General features: G+C 46.1%; 17 protein-coding genes. All 17 read left to right on the forward strand.

All coding sequences use genetic code 11. The features are described from left to right. The first annotated feature begins 1 nt into the window (after position 1). The 17 genes from OIU26_RS23785 to fabI all read left to right on the forward strand — a co-directional run bounded on the left by OIU26_RS23785 (position 2) and on the right by fabI (position 16,308). On the forward strand, positions 2 to 769 hold the full coding sequence (locus OIU26_RS23785; RefSeq protein WP_013368697.1) for a type III pantothenate kinase: 768 nt from the start codon (positions 2 to 4) through the stop codon (positions 767 to 769). A gap of 218 nt (positions 770 to 987) precedes the next feature. Further along, positions 988 to 1,872, forward strand: coding sequence for an Hsp33 family molecular chaperone HslO (gene hslO, locus OIU26_RS23790; RefSeq protein WP_025674491.1), 885 nt, complete (start codon positions 988 to 990; stop codon positions 1,870 to 1,872). A gap of 20 nt (positions 1,873 to 1,892) precedes the next feature. Continuing rightward, positions 1,893 to 2,843 carry a peptidyl-prolyl cis-trans isomerase gene (locus OIU26_RS23795; protein ID WP_013368699.1) on the forward strand — a complete coding sequence of 317 codons (951 nt, stop codon included), beginning with the start codon at positions 1,893 to 1,895 and terminating at the stop codon, positions 2,841 to 2,843. Between the two features lie 241 nt (positions 2,844 to 3,084). Beyond that, entirely contained in the window at positions 3,085 to 4,023 is a 939-nt protein-coding gene (cysK, locus tag OIU26_RS23800; protein ID WP_016818901.1) for a cysteine synthase A, read from the forward strand. 129 nt (positions 4,024 to 4,152) lie between these two features. Then, a complete protein-coding gene (locus OIU26_RS23805) occupies positions 4,153 to 5,775 on the forward strand; it encodes an anthranilate synthase component I family protein (RefSeq protein WP_264218232.1) in 1,623 nt (540 codons plus the stop codon). A 5-nt stretch (positions 5,776 to 5,780) separates the two neighbouring features. Next, positions 5,781 to 6,356, forward strand: coding sequence for an aminodeoxychorismate/anthranilate synthase component II (gene pabA, locus OIU26_RS23810; protein ID WP_063208392.1), 576 nt, complete (start codon positions 5,781 to 5,783; stop codon positions 6,354 to 6,356). Between the two features lie 3 nt (positions 6,357 to 6,359). Next, the gene (locus OIU26_RS23815) at positions 6,360 to 7,247 is read left to right on the forward strand and encodes an aminotransferase class IV (protein ID WP_264218233.1); all 888 of its coding nucleotides are present in this window, start codon (positions 6,360 to 6,362) and stop codon (positions 7,245 to 7,247) included. Continuing rightward, positions 7,244 to 8,110: a dihydropteroate synthase gene (folP, locus tag OIU26_RS23820; RefSeq protein ID WP_058710666.1), complete on the forward strand. Its 867-nt coding sequence runs from the start codon at positions 7,244 to 7,246 to the stop codon at positions 8,108 to 8,110. Before OIU26_RS23815 ends, folP begins: the two co-directional genes overlap by 4 nt. A gap of 281 nt (positions 8,111 to 8,391) precedes the next feature. Then, positions 8,392 to 8,754 carry a dihydroneopterin aldolase gene (gene folB / locus OIU26_RS23825; RefSeq protein WP_013368705.1) on the forward strand — a complete coding sequence of 121 codons (363 nt, stop codon included), beginning with the start codon at positions 8,392 to 8,394 and terminating at the stop codon, positions 8,752 to 8,754. Between the two features lie 9 nt (positions 8,755 to 8,763). Continuing rightward, complete coding sequence (gene folK / locus OIU26_RS23830) at positions 8,764 to 9,312, forward strand: 2-amino-4-hydroxy-6-hydroxymethyldihydropteridine diphosphokinase (protein WP_264218234.1); 549 nt, start codon at positions 8,764 to 8,766, stop codon at positions 9,310 to 9,312. Next, positions 9,264 to 9,464 (forward strand): helix-turn-helix domain-containing protein, encoded by a 201-nt coding sequence (locus OIU26_RS23835; RefSeq protein WP_013368707.1) that lies wholly within the window; start codon positions 9,264 to 9,266, stop codon positions 9,462 to 9,464. Before folK ends, OIU26_RS23835 begins: the two co-directional genes overlap by 49 nt. A 45-nt stretch (positions 9,465 to 9,509) precedes the next feature. Then, positions 9,510 to 10,538 (forward strand): tRNA dihydrouridine synthase DusB, encoded by a 1,029-nt coding sequence (dusB, locus tag OIU26_RS23840; protein WP_013368708.1) that lies wholly within the window; start codon positions 9,510 to 9,512, stop codon positions 10,536 to 10,538. 214 nt (positions 10,539 to 10,752) lie between these two features. Next, a complete protein-coding gene (greA, locus tag OIU26_RS23845) occupies positions 10,753 to 11,229 on the forward strand; it encodes a transcription elongation factor GreA (protein WP_013308160.1) in 477 nt (158 codons plus the stop codon). A gap of 112 nt (positions 11,230 to 11,341) precedes the next feature. After that, a complete protein-coding gene (lysS, locus tag OIU26_RS23850) occupies positions 11,342 to 12,868 on the forward strand; it encodes a lysine--tRNA ligase (protein WP_264218235.1) in 1,527 nt (508 codons plus the stop codon). An 87-nt stretch (positions 12,869 to 12,955) separates the two neighbouring features. Further along, a complete protein-coding gene (locus tag OIU26_RS23855) occupies positions 12,956 to 14,293 on the forward strand; it encodes a TrkH family potassium uptake protein (RefSeq protein WP_040102440.1) in 1,338 nt (445 codons plus the stop codon). A gap of 288 nt (positions 14,294 to 14,581) precedes the next feature. Continuing rightward, complete coding sequence (locus tag OIU26_RS23860) at positions 14,582 to 15,115, forward strand: hypothetical protein (RefSeq protein ID WP_264218236.1); 534 nt, start codon at positions 14,582 to 14,584, stop codon at positions 15,113 to 15,115. 422 nt (positions 15,116 to 15,537) lie between these two features. Next, on the forward strand, positions 15,538 to 16,308 hold the full coding sequence (fabI, locus tag OIU26_RS23865) for an enoyl-ACP reductase FabI (RefSeq protein ID WP_063208412.1): 771 nt from the start codon (positions 15,538 to 15,540) through the stop codon (positions 16,306 to 16,308). Positions 16,309 to 16,318: the final 10 nt, after the last annotated feature.

Here is a 16,318-nt window from a genome sequence, read left to right on the forward strand (position 1 = left end):
ATTGATTCTTGTAGTGGATGTAGGTAATACCAATATTGTTCTGGGGATCTATGAAGGGCGCGAGCTGTTGCATCACTACCGGATCAGCACCTCCAGACAGGCAACCGCAGATGAATACGGCGTACTCATACATAATCTTTTTAGTATGGGCGGCGTATTAAAGGATGACATTCAGGGAGTTATTATTTCCTCTGTCGTTCCGCCATTGGTCCGTGTATTAGAGGAAATGTGCGATAAATATATAGGCAAAACGCCGTTAATCGTCGGACCGGGAATCAAGACCGGTCTTAATCTGCGTTACGAGAATCCGCGTGAAGTAGGCGCGGATCGGATCGTGAACGCTGTTGCGGCTGTAGAACGATTCGGCGGACCTCTCGTTGTGGTGGATTTTGGAACAGCGACCACGTTTGATTGTATTGATGATAAGGGAAACTACCTGGGTGGAGTCATTGTGCCGGGTATCGGCATTTCGACGGAGGCACTGTATCAACGGGCTTCCAAGCTCCCTCGTATTGAGTTGGAAAAACCCAAAAAGGTTATTGGTCGGAATACAGTCCACGCCATGCAAGCCGGGATTATTTTCGGTTATGCTGGACAAGTGGATGGCATTGTGAGGCGCATTAAGGAAGAAATGCAGGTGGAACCCACGGTTATTGCCACCGGAGGTCTTGCAGAGCTAATCGCATCAGAGACAGAGAGCATTCAGAAAGTGTTGCCGATGTTGACGCTCGAAGGATTACGCATCATTTACCAACGTAACGCCGAATAAAAAGTAGATATAAGTTGCCGCTGAGTCAAGCCGACGATCTTATCGGTTTGGATTAGCGGCGTTTTTCGTCTATACTGAAATATGTTACGTTTTTGAACAATTCGCGTGATCTGTCGATGCAGGTTGTTTATATAGTAGGAAATGATGCTTCAAGGATGAGGGAATACTAACGAAAATAAGCAGCATGGCTGCCTTGGATAATAGGGGAGGATATCAAAATGGAAAATAAGCAGGATCGACTTATTCGCGGCACAGCCATGGATGGAAGGGTCAGAGCTTTTGCAGTTCGGACAACACAATTGGTAGAGGAGTTGCGGAGAAGACATGATACTTATCCTACGGCAACCGCTGCTTTGGGACGAACCCTTACAGCGGGTGCAATTATGGGTTCTATGCTAAAAGGCAAAGAACGATTGACCATTCAAGTCAAAGGCGATGGACCGATTGGGCAAATTGTCGTTGATGCCAATGCTGTAGGAGAAGTGAGGGGTTATGTTACTGAACCACACGTGCATTTGCCGAGCAATAGTATGGGCAAACTGGATGTAGCGGGTGCCGTAGGTACAGAAGGATTCATTCATATTATCAAGGATTTGGGGTTAAAAGAACCGTACCGCGGTAGTATCCCGATTATTTCCGGCGAGCTCGGTGAGGACTTTACCTATTATTTTGCCAAATCCGAACAGACTCCGTCAGCGGTGGGTTTGGGTGTGCTGGTAGATACGGATAACTCCGTTATTGTGGCCGGCGGATTTATTATTCAGTTGCTTCCAGGTCTGAATGATGATGAGATTACTGCTATCGAAAATGCAGTTGGCTCAATTCCACCCGTTACCGCTCTGCTGGATCAAGGGCTGGAGCTTGATGAAATGCTGCGTTGGATGCTGCCGGACGTTCGAGTTCTGGATGAAATGGATATCCATTTTCAATGTGAGTGCTCACGCGAGCGCGTGGAAAAAACATTGATCAGTCTGGGAGAAAGTGAATTAAAGCAATTAATTGAAGAAGAAGGACAGGCTGAGGTCGTGTGTCACTTTTGTAATGAGGCTTATCAGTTTAATAAGGATGAATTGCAAAATCTGTTAGATCAAGCCAAGGCCTAACCGGATAGGCGGTGCAAGCGATGACTACACGGGAAAAGGGATTATGGACAGCTGTCATTATTCTGACCGTTAGCGTCGCCGCCTTAGGTGGTCTTATCATGCTTCGGGGGCTGTTAAAGCCGGGTGATGTAAGCAAGGATGACGGCGATCATACTGTGGCGGAGATGGGTCAGGAAGGCATATCGGAGGAACAGTGGGTAGCGGAACTGAAAAAGCGATATGGAACGAATACGCTGTTGCAAATGTTGAATCGTAAAGCCGTGCAGGCTGAAGCCAAGCGTCTCGGTATTAAGATCACCCAAGAGGATTTACAGCAAGTGCTGGAGCAGGATAGTAAAGGGTACGACTCAGAACATGCCTACTTTGAGGAAATGCAGCGACAGTTTGGCTTAAATCCGGTTGACTTGCGGAATGAAGCGGAGTACCGGATTGGCTTGGAGAAAATAGCCACCCAAGGTATTCAGGTTGAGGAAACGGAGATTGACGAGTATTGGGAACAGCACCCCGAAGAGTTTGCCGTTGGTAAGCAGATCAAACTGGCAGCTATTTATGTGGCTAAAGCAGAGGAAGCAGAGACGTTGCTCGATCGGGTCAAGCAAGGAGAAAGCTTCGACATGCTGCTTCGGGAGCATTCAGTCTCAGGTAACCCTCTTGGCGAGGATCACAGCGGACAGTTGGGATGGTTGGATGAATATGATCCATTTCAACCAGAGGCAGTCATGAAGGCGGCGAGAGAACTAAGCTCCGGGGATGTTGCAGGTCCCATCTCTGTTAATGATGGCTATGCGGTCATTTATGTACAGGATGTCAGACTAAAAAATTCTCCCGATAAGCAGCAAATTCGTCAGCAAATCCGCCGCTCTCTTGCGCTTGCACAAGCCGCTCCTTTGGACGAGGTCGAAAAGAGTCTGCGTGATAAATATGGAGCTCGTATTTTATCTGGGAAAGAGGCACCCTCTGCTTCTCTTTAGCATAGTGAAAGGATCTTGCTTTTGATGAAGATACGGTGCCGATAACGCGGGAGAACAGCCTATTGGCTTATTTACTTGTATTGACATTGGAATTGAAGATTGTTATGATTAGCGTATAAAACCAACTATTTTTATCGGAAATTAAATGAACGGCATAAAACTAAGATAGATTTACCTAGAATCATCTACAATATGTTTTCGCAATTTTTAATATATCATCTACAGTCAGGGAGGAATTATCATGGCTAAAGTTGTTAATAACATCACCGACCTTATCGGGGAGACTCCCCTCGTTCGCCTCAACCGGATCGTACCGGAAGATAGCGCCGAAATTTATTTGAAACTGGAATATCAGAACCCGGGCTCCAGTGTAAAAGACCGTATTGCGATTAGTATGGTGGAAGAAGCTGAGCGTGAAGGTCTGCTTAAGCCGGGCGGTACCATTATTGAAGCAACTAGCGGTAACACAGGAATCGGCCTGGCTATGGTTGCTGCTGCGAAGGGATATAAAGCAGTAATTGTTATGCCAGAAACGATGAGTATAGAGCGTCGTAATTTGTTGCGTGCTTATGGAGCCGAGCTTGTGTTAACACCTGGCTCAGAGGGTATGAACGGATCTGTTAAAAAAATGGAAGAGCTATTGAGCGAAAACCCGGATTATTTCGCTGCCGAGCAGTTCAAGAACAAAGCCAATATCAAAATTCACCGTGAAACGACGGGTCCTGAGATCGTAGAAGCGATTCGCTCCATTGGCGGCACGCTGGATGCTTTTATAGCAGGTATAGGGACTGGTGGAACCATTTCCGGTGCTGGAGAAGTGCTTAAAAAAGAATTCCCTGATATTAAAATCGTGGCTGTAGAGCCCGCTTCTTCCCCATTGCTAGCAGGCGGCAAGCCAGGACCTCACAAAATTCAAGGGCTGGGTGCAAACTTTATTCCTGAAATTCTAAATCGCGATATCTATGATGAAATTTTTCATGTAGAAAACGATGAAGCTTTCGAGGTAGCGCGTAGAGTGGCCAAGGAAGAGGGCATTTTGTCCGGTATTTCTTCTGGCGCGGCTGTTCATGCGGCCTTGAAGCTTGCTAAGCAATTGGGCAAGGGTAAGCGGATTGTTGTCATTATTCCAAGTAATGGCGAACGTTACCTGAGTACACCACTATACAATTTCGAGCTGTAATTATGTCGTAATTGTGTATACTATACGTAAGGAAACCCTCATTTCCCTGTAACCGGGGGGATGAGGGTTTCTTTGTAGGGAGAAGAACGCAGACTTTTGGTATAGTAAGGGAAGGGGTAGCACACACAGATGAAATGGACAGCTAGAGTGACGGAGGCGCAGTGGCAAACCTGGCAGGAGGAAGGCTGGAGTGTACTTCCCTATATTGCTGAGTACCCTTTGCCCGTAGGCGGTTTACCTTCATCGTGGCGGAGGGCTTGGGAGGATTCGTCGCCATATGCCTTCTTGCTGGAGAGCGCTAAAGGTGGAAGGTATACCTATCTGGCCTTGAATCCGGTTGCTATATTGGAAGGCAAGGGAGAACAAGCAGTTTGGACTGATTTGCAAAGCGGCGAGCATGGTGATATACATGGACAACCTTTGACAGTCATGAACGATTGGATCGCTTCTTACCGTGCGCCGCGTGTGCCTGGCATGCCTTTTTTCTCTGGGGGATTTGCGGGTTATCTAGGCTACGATGTAGCTCGCTCGCTGGAGCGTTTGCCAACTCAAGCTGCAGACGACACGGATATACCTGATTATGTATGGATGCGGGTGAATGAGCTATGGATTTATGATCACGAAACATCATACCTATATTGTGCTGTTCATATGCCTAATCCTGCCCGCTCCGGTGAATTCAGTAGCCAGACTGATTTGGCGAATGAGCTTATGGTGGATGAGACCACATCCATACTTGGCAAGCTTTATGCGGAAGCGGTCCAACGTGCAGAACGCATGCTGACTCAGTGGAAGGACATCATACGTGCGGGAGAGACTGATCCAGCTCATCCTCGTCGTTATGCTCGGCTGTCTGAAAAAGGATTAGAGGCTGCTCATCAAGAATCTGAAGGCTGGAAAACGGCATTCAGTCAACAAGATTTTGAACATGCCGTGAAACGTGTGCAGGAATATATTGCCCAAGGGGATGTATTTCAGGTTAACTTGTCGATTCGTCAGCAACGTACGCTTGCAGCCCTTCCTGAGAATATATATGAATGGCTTCGTCTGCTGAATCCATCTCCTTATATGGGGGTACTGCGAATGCCAGATTTACAGATCGTCAGTGGCTCACCGGAATTGCTGGTGAAGCTGGAGGATGGACGTGTGAGCGCTCGACCTATTGCAGGTACGAGAAGAAGGGGGCTAACACCTGATGAAGACGCCGCTATGGCTGCAGAGCTTCTATCAAGTGAAAAAGAACGCGCCGAGCATATTATGCTCGTTGATCTGGAGCGTAACGATATCGGACGAATTGCTGAATACGGATCGGTGCATGTTCCTGAATTGCTGACTGTCGAATACTATTCGCACGTTATGCATTTGGTTTCTCAGGTTGAGGGGAAGTTAGCCTCGGGTCGTACAGCTATAGACGTAATTGCTGCTACCTTCCCGGGCGGAACCATTACCGGAGCTCCTAAGGTGCGCACGATGGAAATTATTGAAGAATTGGAGCCCGTCCGTCGGGGTCCTTATACGGGGTCCCTTGGATGGATTGACTATAATGGTAATATGGAATTAAATATTATAATAAGAACACTAGCTGTTCAGGGCAATACTGCCTATTTACAGACAGGTGCGGGTATCGTCATTGATTCAGACCCGTACAGGGAATATCGGGAGTGTCGGAACAAGGCCAGAGCTGTCATGAAGGCGGTACAATGTGGGGAAGAAGAAGCCGCTTTGAACAGGAGCGGTATCACAGGAGGGTGAGTCAAATGATTTTGGTGATTGATAATTATGATTCATTTACGTACAATCTTGTTCAATATCTGGGTGAACTTGGCGAAGAAGTAACCGTAAAACGGAATGATGAGATTGATGTGAAAGGCATAGAAGAGCTGGCACCAGAGCATATTTTGATCTCGCCAGGTCCATGCACACCAAATGAGGCGGGAATATCGCTGGATGTAATCAACCATTTTAAAGGCCGGATTCCGATTTTTGGCGTGTGTCTCGGTCACCAGGCCATCGGACAGGCTTTTGGCGGTAAGGTTATCCGCGCTGATCGGCTCATGCATGGCAAAACATCACCGATTCTCCATCACAATACCTCAGTATTCGAAGGCCTGCCTTCTCCATTTACAGCCACCCGGTATCATTCATTGTTGGTAGAGCGTGAGAGCCTGCCTGAATGTCTAGAGATTACCGCTGAAACCGCAGAGGGTGAAATTATGGGTTTGCGGCATAAAGAGTTTGCCGTAGAAGGAGTTCAGTTCCATCCCGAATCCATTATTACGGACTACGGGCATCAACTGTTGCGCAATTTCCTAAAACGCAAGGTAGGCGTCTGATTTATGAGATATATTGGAGTCAATGGCGTCCTCACGGAAGCCGCAAAAGCCGTGATTCACGTAAGTGATCACGGCTTTTTATACGGTATGGGCTTGTTTGAAACATTCCGAACTTATAAGGGTGTTCCATTTTTGCTGGATCGGCATCTGCATCGACTGAAGGAAGGCTGTCGAATGCTTGGCATTCCTTTTCAACCGGATGAAGAGCAGCTTACAAAACACATCCAGCATCTGATGGCGGCAAATGGATTGAATGAAGCCTATATCCGCTACACTGTATCCGCAGGTGAAGAGGCTCTGGGCTTGCCATCTGGTGACTACACGCGGCCCAACCATATTTTGTTCGCCAAGCCGTTGCCCTCTATAAATACACAACCCGGGCAATCATCGGCGCTTCAGCTGCTGCGAACCCCCAGAAACACTCCGGAGGGTGAGGTTCGATTAAAATCGCTCCATTATATGAATAATGTTCTTGCGAAGCGGGAACTTCAGCAATATGCTGAGGCTGTTCGTTATAAGGCTGAAGGAATAATGCTTACAGCCAACGGTTTTCTAGCAGAGGGAATAGTTAGCAATCTGTTTTTTGTGCGGAATAATACGCTGTATACCCCTGACTTGTCTACAGGAATTCTGCCAGGCATTACACGTGAGTTCATTTTGGAGTTGGCGGACTTGCGGGGCATTCCATGTGAGCAAGGGTTATACCACTGGGATGAGCTGAAACAGGCTGATGAAATTTTTATGACCAACTCTATACAAGAAATACGACCTGTGGATTTATTGTTGGAGCCGGGAGAAGTGGCAAGCCATTTATCGGTTCCTTTGGCGCAGACCGAGTCCATAACAGCTTTGCTGTTGCACGATTATAGGCAGAAAGCAGGGATGAAGTGAATATACCAACTCTTTATCAACGTAGCTATCAAATGGGGGATGCCAAGCTTACACTCGGACACTCCACCCAGATTATGGGCATTCTCAATGTGACCCCGGATTCTTTTTCTGATGGAGGATTACATTATAATCCAGAGATAGCTGTTTTACATGCATTGAAACTAGTGGAGGATGGAGCGAATATCATTGACATTGGCGGGGAGTCTACTCGTCCGGGCCATGAACCAGTAGGTGTGGAAGAGGAACTGGCTCGGGTCATTCCGGTCGTCCAGGCGATCCATCGTATTGCACCGCACATCCCATTATCTGTGGATACTTACAAAGCAGAAGTAGCCAGGCAGGCGCTTGAAGCAGGCGCACACATCATTAATGATGTGTGGGGCTTTAAGGCAGATCCCGATATGGCACGTGTAGCTGCGGAATTCGATTGTCCGGTCATTTTGATGCATAATCGTCACGACCGTAACTATAGCGATTTGGTTTCTGATATGCTGTCCGATTTAAAAGAAAGTATCCAATTGGCGCTGGATGCAGGGGTCCGTAAGGAGCAGATCATTTTAGACCCAGGCATCGGTTTTGCCAAGGATTACGATGAAAATATCCATGCTATGACTTCTCTCGATATATTAAGTCAGCTGGGGTTTCCGCTGTTATTGGCTACATCGCGCAAAAGATTTATCCGTACAGCACTGGATTTGCCTGTGGATGATGTGGTGGAGGGAACTGCGGCTACCGTGGCCTTTGGTATTGCTCAAGGGTGCCAGATTGTACGTGTCCACGATGTGGCACAGATCAAGCGCACCGTACGTATGTGTGATGCGATGGTGTACGGGGCTAAAAATCCACTGAGTTATGGTGGGTGAAGCCCGCTTCACGAATCCTTTGATTCTACGATCGCTGTTGCAACGGGATTCTTTGAATTGATAAATTATATATCTGTAAGAATCTCGTTGCAAAGGCGAGCGCTACGCTTCTTCGAATTCAAATGATTCGCTCCGCTACCACCAGCATAAAGTCACTGTATTTTTAGGGAGAAGTTTATGTAGGATGAAGGAAAAAATCATCTGACTGCGCAGTGGCACGATATTGAACTTTTAAGTGGAGCTTATATAGATAAAATCAAAAAAAAGGGGACTTACCTACGATGGATAAAATGAAATTGCATCGCATGGAGTATTACGGATATCACGGTGTTTTTCCAGAGGAGCGTAAGCTGGGACAGCGTTACTATATTGATTTGGAACTGGAGCTTGATCTGCGTGAAGCAGGGGAGCAGGATGCTTTGGACAAAACGGTTAATTATGCTGAGGTGCATTACACCGTGAAAGATATCGTAGAAAAGGAATCTTACCAATTGATTGAAGCTTTGGGCGAACGTATTGCATCTTCCCTACTGGACACTTATACTAGTGTCAATGCACTGACTGTCAAAGTGACGAAGCCACATCCGCCGTTTGATATTCATTTTCAGGGTGTGACGGTTGAGCTTTATCGCGCAAGAAAGTAGGAACGATACATGAATGCACATTCGACCTCTGAGGCATCAGAGGCTTATATTGCTTTAGGGGCTAATTTGGGGGAGCGTGAGCATACCCTGTATGAAGCCATTACCGCACTGGACGAACATCCTGCGATACGAGTGCTGCGCTGCTCCAGTTTGTACGAAACAGAGCCTGTTGGATATCTGGATCAGCCTTCTTTTTTGAATATGACAGTAGCCGTCTCTACAACACTTGCTCCAGAGGAGCTTTTGTTTTATATGCTAGAGGTGGAGAGTCGCCTGGGGAGGGTAAGGCATATTCCTAACGGTCCACGAACCATTGATCTGGACTTGTTGTGGATGGAAGCGACACAACTGGCTACGCCAGATTTGGAACTTCCTCATCCTCGTATGCTGGAGCGTGCTTTTGTGCTGGTTCCTCTGGCTGACATTGTTCCGAGCCAAGATTCGTCCGGTCTGTACAGTATCGTGCATACAGCATTGAATTCTGTGGATGGAAAGGACGGCATACAGCTTTGGAAAACTTGCAGCTGGCGCAACGACTCCGCGCCTTTCGGAAGCTAAAAGGGTTCACCCAGCAGGAGTTGGCAAACCGAACCGGCATATCTTTGACTGTATTAGGTGCTGTGGAGCGAGGTAATCGTACAGTAGAAGCAGATATGCTGAACATCATCGCCCAAACGCTAGAGATTGAAGTCCGGGAATTGACGGATTGACGATAAGTATACGATATAAAAGAAGGAATAAAGGGGTGAACAGATATGTTGAAAATCGGCGATATTGAAATGAAAAACCAAGTCGTTTTGGCACCCATGGCAGGCGTGTGCAATCCTGCTTTTCGCTTGATTGCCAAGGAATTTGGTACAGGCTTGGTATGTGCAGAGATGGTTAGTGATAAAGCCATCATTCACGGCAACAAGCGTACACGTGAGATGCTGTTTGTAGATGAGCGCGAAAAGCCGCTTAGCTTGCAAATTTTCGGAGGCGATCGTGAATCTTTGGTGAAAGCGGCGAAGGTCGTAGACCAGGAAACGAATGCAGATATTATTGACATTAATATGGGCTGCCCGGTTCCCAAAGTGACCAAATGTGATGCAGGTGCTCGGTGGTTGCTTGATCCAAATAAGATTTATGAGATGGTATCGGCAGTAGTAGAATCGGTGAGCAAGCCAGTTACCGTGAAAATGCGTATCGGTTGGGATAGCGAGCATATTTACGCTGTAGAGAACGCTCGCGCTGTTGAACGTGCCGGAGGTCAGGCCGTCAGCGTACATGGCCGTACACGGGAGCAACTGTATACGGGGCATGCGAATTGGGATATTATAAAAGAAGTTAAAGAAGCAGTATCCATTCCTGTCATTGGAAATGGTGATGTTGTAACACCGGAAGATGCTCGGCGGATGTTGGATTTGACCCATTGTGATGGCGTTATGATTGGACGCGGCGCGCTGGGGAATCCATGGATGCTGTACCGTACGATTGAGTATTTGCAGACGGGAAAGCTCTTGCCTGATCCATCACCGGAGGAAAAAATCCGTATTGCCATTCTGCATATGGATCGGCTGGTGGCGCTGAAGGGCGAAGCAGTAGCTGTTCGTGAAATGCGCAAGCATCTGGCTTGGTACCTCAAGGGCCTTAAAGATTCTGCACGTATTAAGGATTTAATTATGGAAGAAACAAAGCGCGACGATATGGTACGTATTTTGGATCAATTTGTATCTCAATTGCACATGGTGGAAAACGAAGGGCCTTCTACAAACGCTGCTTCTCTTGCTACTGTTGCGCAATAAGGAAGCTGTTCCGGCCTGCGCACGCGATTGACTTTTCCAATTGCTTGCCCTATAATCGTTCAGTATAAAATCTTGATGTATACTACAAATTGTATGCAGCTCTCAAGACAACAGCAGGAAATGTTCTCATTCCCTCAGAGTGGCATATTATGTTTTGAAAGCGTGCATTCCGATGCACTTTTAAACTTTTCCCATGACAGGAGAATCGGTTGAGATGAGCGATAAAGAAGTCATTCTGACACAGGAAGGCCTTAGAAAGCTCGAAGATGAGCTTGAAAACTTAAAGTCTGTCAAACGCCGCGAAGTGGCTGAACGGATTAAAGTAGCCATCGGATACGGAGATATTAGTGAAAACTCCGAATACGAGGATGCGAAGAATGAGCAGGCCTTTATTGAAGGCCGTGTAATTACGCTGGAAAAGATGCTACGCAATGCCCGTATTATCAATAGTGATGAAATTGACACCGATGTTGTGGGAGTAGGGGCAACTGTAACCGTTGAAGACTTGGAATTCGGGGATATTACAGAGTATGCTATCGTAGGTTCTGCCGAATCCGACCCGCTCCAAAACAAGATCTCCAATGAAAGCCCGGTTGGCAAGGCCATTCTCGGTAAGAAAAAAGGAACTGTTGTAGATGTAACCGTTCCAGCAGGAGTTATTCAATATAAAATCGTGGATATCAAGAAATAAAAACACGGACTTTGGAATTTAATGTAAAAGCTTCCTTGTGGAAGCTTTTTTTCTCTACACCCGAGACGGACCCCGGCCCGTCTATTCATATTGAAGGAGCTGATTTAGCACCATGTCGGATGAAACTACTAACCAGGAATTACAAGAAAATCGCGAGGAATTAAGTGAATTATTGCAAATTCGTCGTGCCAAATTGGACGAGCTTCGCTCATTGGGCATTGATCCTTTTGGACGCAAATACATACGCACGGCTGAAGCGGGCGTACTACTGAGCAAGTATGACAGCTTGACCAAAGAAGAATTGGAAGAAAAGAATATTGAAGTTAGCATAGCAGGCCGCATTATGGCTAAACGAGTTATGGGGAAAGCCAGCTTTGCTCATATACAGGATCTTAGCGGACGGATCCAAATTTATGTTCGTCAAGACACTGTACCTGAAGCAAATTATAAAGCATTTGGTATTTTGGATCTCGGCGATATTGTTGGTGTTAAGGGCGTGCTCTTTAAAACCAAGACAGGCGAAACGACGATCAAAGTGCTGGATATTGAGGTTTTGTCTAAATCCTTGTACCCATTACCGGAGAAATACCACGGTCTGAAGGATGTGGAATTGCGCTACCGTCAGCGTTATGTCGATCTGGTTATGAACCCTGAAGTACAAAAAACGTTCATTACACGGTCCCGTATTATTCAATCCATGCGTCGTTATCTCGATTCGCTCGGCTATTTGGAAGTTGAAACTCCAACATTGCATTCTATTGCTGGCGGGGCGGCAGCGAAGCCATTTGTTACGCACCATAATGCATTGGACATGCAGCTTTATATGCGTATTGCTATTGAACTCCATTTGAAACGACTAATTGTCGGCGGAATGGAGAAAGTATATGAGATCGGTCGTGTTTACCGTAATGAAGGTATTTCGACCCGCCATAACCCTGAGTTTACGATGATTGAGCTGTATGAAGCGTATGCTGATTATAAAGATATCATGCAATTGACGGAAAACATGGTTGCACATATTGCGCAGGAAGTACTGGGCACACAGCACATTCAGTATCAAGGTCAGGAAGTGGATCTGACGCCGCAATGGCGCAGAGTCTCCATGGTTGATGCTGTTAAAGAAGTAACAGGCGTAGACTTTAGCGTGCAGATGAGTAATGAAGAAGCTCATCGCCTTGCGAAAGAGCATAAAGTTCCAGTTGAATCGCACATGACATTTGGTCATATCCTGAATGCATTCTTTGAGCATTTTGTAGAGGAAACGCTTATTCAACCGACCTTTATTACTGGACATCCGGTTGAAATCTCACCGTTGGCCAAGAAAAACGAACAAGATCCGCGGTTTACGGATCGCTTCGAGTTGTTCGTGGTTGCTCGTGAGCATGCGAATGCGTTCACTGAGCTGAATGATCCAATTGACCAGCGTCAACGTTTTGAAGCACAATTGCTGGAACGTGAGCATGGTAATGATGAGGCTCATCAAATGGATGATGACTTTATCCGCGCCTTGGAATACGGTATGCCGCCAACAGGCGGGCTGGGCATCGGCATCGATCGTTTGGTGATGTTGCTGACAGATGCGCCTTCCATTCGCGATGTGCTGCTTTTCCCGCATATGCGTAACCGTACCGTAGAATAACATAACATTATGAATATAGAGGATCAGCCGGGGTTCCCGTGTCTTGTTCCTCTTTTTCATAAGAACGGATGGAGAGGAATACTTCTGATGAAACGCAGCGTCAAGCTTAGTCGGTTTGCATCGCCTCCTTTTATATTGGTCATCGGATATGTATTGATTATTGCATTGGGTACTTTACTGCTGATGCTTCCTATTGCCAATCATGGTGGACATGCTCCGCATTGGATTGATTCGCTTTTTACGTCCGTCTCTGCTGCTTGTGTCACAGGATTGGTCGTTGTTGACGTCGATTCGACCTATACGGTATTTGGAGAAACCGTCATTTTGGTGCTGATGCAGCTAGGCGGGTTGGGCTTTATGACCTTAGCGACCTTGTTTGCGCTGTTATTGGGACGACGACTTTCGTTGAAGGATCGGCTACTGCTTAAGGAGGCGATTAACGCCGATAGCATGGAAGGGATCGTGCGCATTATTCGTAAGGTGCTGATCTTTTCTTTTACCATTGAAGCGATTGCGGCTGTCGTCTTAGCTTTGCGGTGGATGCGAGAGATGCCGGTCGGACAGGCGATATATTATGGGATTTTTCATTCCGTATCCCTCTTTAATAACGGGGGATTCGATCTGTTCGGAACCAGCTTCCAGCAATACGCAGGAGATTTTGTTTTCAATATGATTGCATCTGTGCTTGTAATTTCGGGAGGATTGGGTTTCCTAGTACTAAGCGATTTGTTCGACTTTCGTCGTGCCCGGAGACTGACTTTACACTCTAAAATGGTGCTAAGCGTGTCGGGAGCGCTCATTGTAATTGGTGCGCTGGTTATATTTATTTTTGAGTTTACCAATGCACGAACCTTGGGTGGACTGAACTGGGAAGGCAAAGTATATGCCGCTGTCTTTCAATCCGTCTCCACGAGATCATCGGGTACAAGCACAGTCGACATCAGCGGGTTAAGGCAGGCCAGTCAATTTTTTATTATGCTGCTGATGATTATCGGTGCTTCTCCAGGCTCTACTGGAGGAGGAATTAAAACAACTACGTTTCTGCTTATGGTAGGTGCGTTAATCGCCGTCATGCGAGGACAGAAGGAGATTGTGTTTTTCCGTCATAGGGTTCCTCAAGATATCATGATGCGGGCGTTGACCATCATTGTAATGGCGCTATTTATATTCTCGATTGTGGTTATACTGCTCTTAATGACAGAGGATGCTCCATTTCTCTCTCTTGCCTTTGAGGCGGCTTCTGCAATCGGAACGGTAGGGTTGTCTGTAGGAGTGACGCCAGGATTGTCTGACGCAGGCAAGCTGATTATTTGTGTGACCATGTTTATTGGTCGAATCGGTCCTCTTACGATCGCCTATGCCATTCGCCCACGTTCGACCAAGACGTTGTACCGTCGTCCTGAAGGACATATTGTAATTGGATAGCTTTTCTATATAAAAGATGCACCCGTGCTGATGACAGGGGTGCATCTTTTTTTATTGCACATATCATAATCCTTTATTTGCAGCATATTATGAAAAATGCCCAATTTGAGAATAAGAGGAAATGGACTTAATAGCCGCAATTTTATTGTAAAAAAACGGCTATTTGTTTCCTTTTATGTAATTATAGACAAAATACTAGGAATATTATGTATAATATTGTATGATAGTGGGCATGAAGGGGGGGACTTAGGGAAATACCAATTTCAAATTTGAAAGGAATCGTCCATTATGTATTTATTTATTATTAGTGCTGAGGTTTTATTTTGGGTTTTTGTTGTTGCAGGGTTAGTCGCAAGGTATATGTTTGGGTTGAAGAAATTAGGGGGCCTTCTTTTACTCTTTACCCCAATTATTGATATCCTGTTGCTGATTGCGGTGTTCATCACGGTGAGAAGTGGCATGGAGATTACGACTGCTACTGGCCTGGCAGCCTGTTATTTTGGTATTACCGTAGCGTTTGGTCATAGGTTAATTAAGTGGGCCGATGTACGATTCTCTCATTGGTTTGGTAAAGGACCCAAGCCTGAACGCAAGTATGGTGCTGCGCATGCCAAAGAGGAGCGTATTGGTTGGTTGCTTCACCTGTTGGGCTGGGCTATAGGCAACGCTTTGTTGCTCGCCATCATTGTATATGTAGGTGATCCGCAGCGTACGGCGGCATTGGAGGGCATCATGCAAACATGGGCGATCGTTCTGGCAATCGACTTTGTTGTCTCCTTTAGCTATACCTTAGCTCCTAAAAAACATAACCATAAGGCTTAGCCAAGAAGAATAGAGCCTCAAGCTTGAAACGAATCAGGCTGGTCACTCAGGATGTTCAAATCGGGAGAGTCATTGCTGGTGAAAATGAAGTGGTTACTTTCGATAATGGGATGAGTCTATCGTCAGAATGGAAATATTTATAAGAGTATGATATTTTTATGTTAAACTCGCTTTGACAGTTATCTTATCGTTGCCTCACTTTTTTTTCACACGCATGGACTCCTTTCGATTTGAACACAGACCAACAGAAACCACATTCACAATTTTTAAAATATTCTTGCCATCTGCCTAAAACGGCGCCTATATAAGTTTGGCAACTGACGAGATAATATTCCAGGAAAGATTATATATGTATATATGTGTAGATAAACGCAATTAAGTTGTTATTATGTTTAAAAATGTAAAAAAGAAAGGTGGTTTCTGTGGCAGTACTACTGAGTGGAAAGAACATTTTGATTATGGGTGTAGCTAATAACAGGAGTATTGCCTGGGGGACAGCCCAATCTTTAGCTGCGGAAGGAGCAAATCTCATTTTTACTTACGAAAATGAGAGGGTTGCAGAACGAGTGCTAAAGCTCGCTGAAACCATTCCGGGTTCCATTGTCTGTCCTTGCAATGTACAGAGCGATGAAGAATTGGACGCGCTGACGGATTTTCTTAAGGAGAAGGTAGGCGTCTTACACGGATATTTCCACAGTGTTGCGTTTGCTAAGGCTGAGGATTTGGAGGGCTTGTTCGTCGACACTTCTCGCGAGGGATTCGCAGTTGCTCAAGAAATCAGTGCCTATTCTCTGGCTGCCGTATCCCGCCGCGTATATCCGCTGATGACGGAGGGTGGAAGTATCGTCACCATGACGTATATCGGTGCAGAACGAGCCATCAAGAATTACAACATTATGGGTGTAGCAAAGGCTTCACTAGAAGCCAGCATGCGCTATCTGTCGAATGATCTGGGTACTTATGGAATTCGCGTAAATGCAATTTCGGCTGGTCCTATACGTACTTTGGCCGCCTATGGCATTAAAGATTTTAACACAATGCTAAAGCATATTGAAGAAACTACGCCCCTGCGCAAGACGGTCGATACGTCCGAAGTCGGAGATACGGCGTTATTCCTATTTTCCCATTTATCGAGAGGCATTACGGGTGAAGTGATCCATGTAGATGCTGGATACCATATTACGGGGATGTAAGGAGGGAACG

Origin of the sequence: Paenibacillus sp. BT-177 (assembly GCF_025846815.2) — a bacterium.
In the GTDB taxonomy this organism is placed as follows: domain Bacteria; phylum Bacillota; class Bacilli; order Paenibacillales; family Paenibacillaceae; genus Paenibacillus; species Paenibacillus polymyxa_C.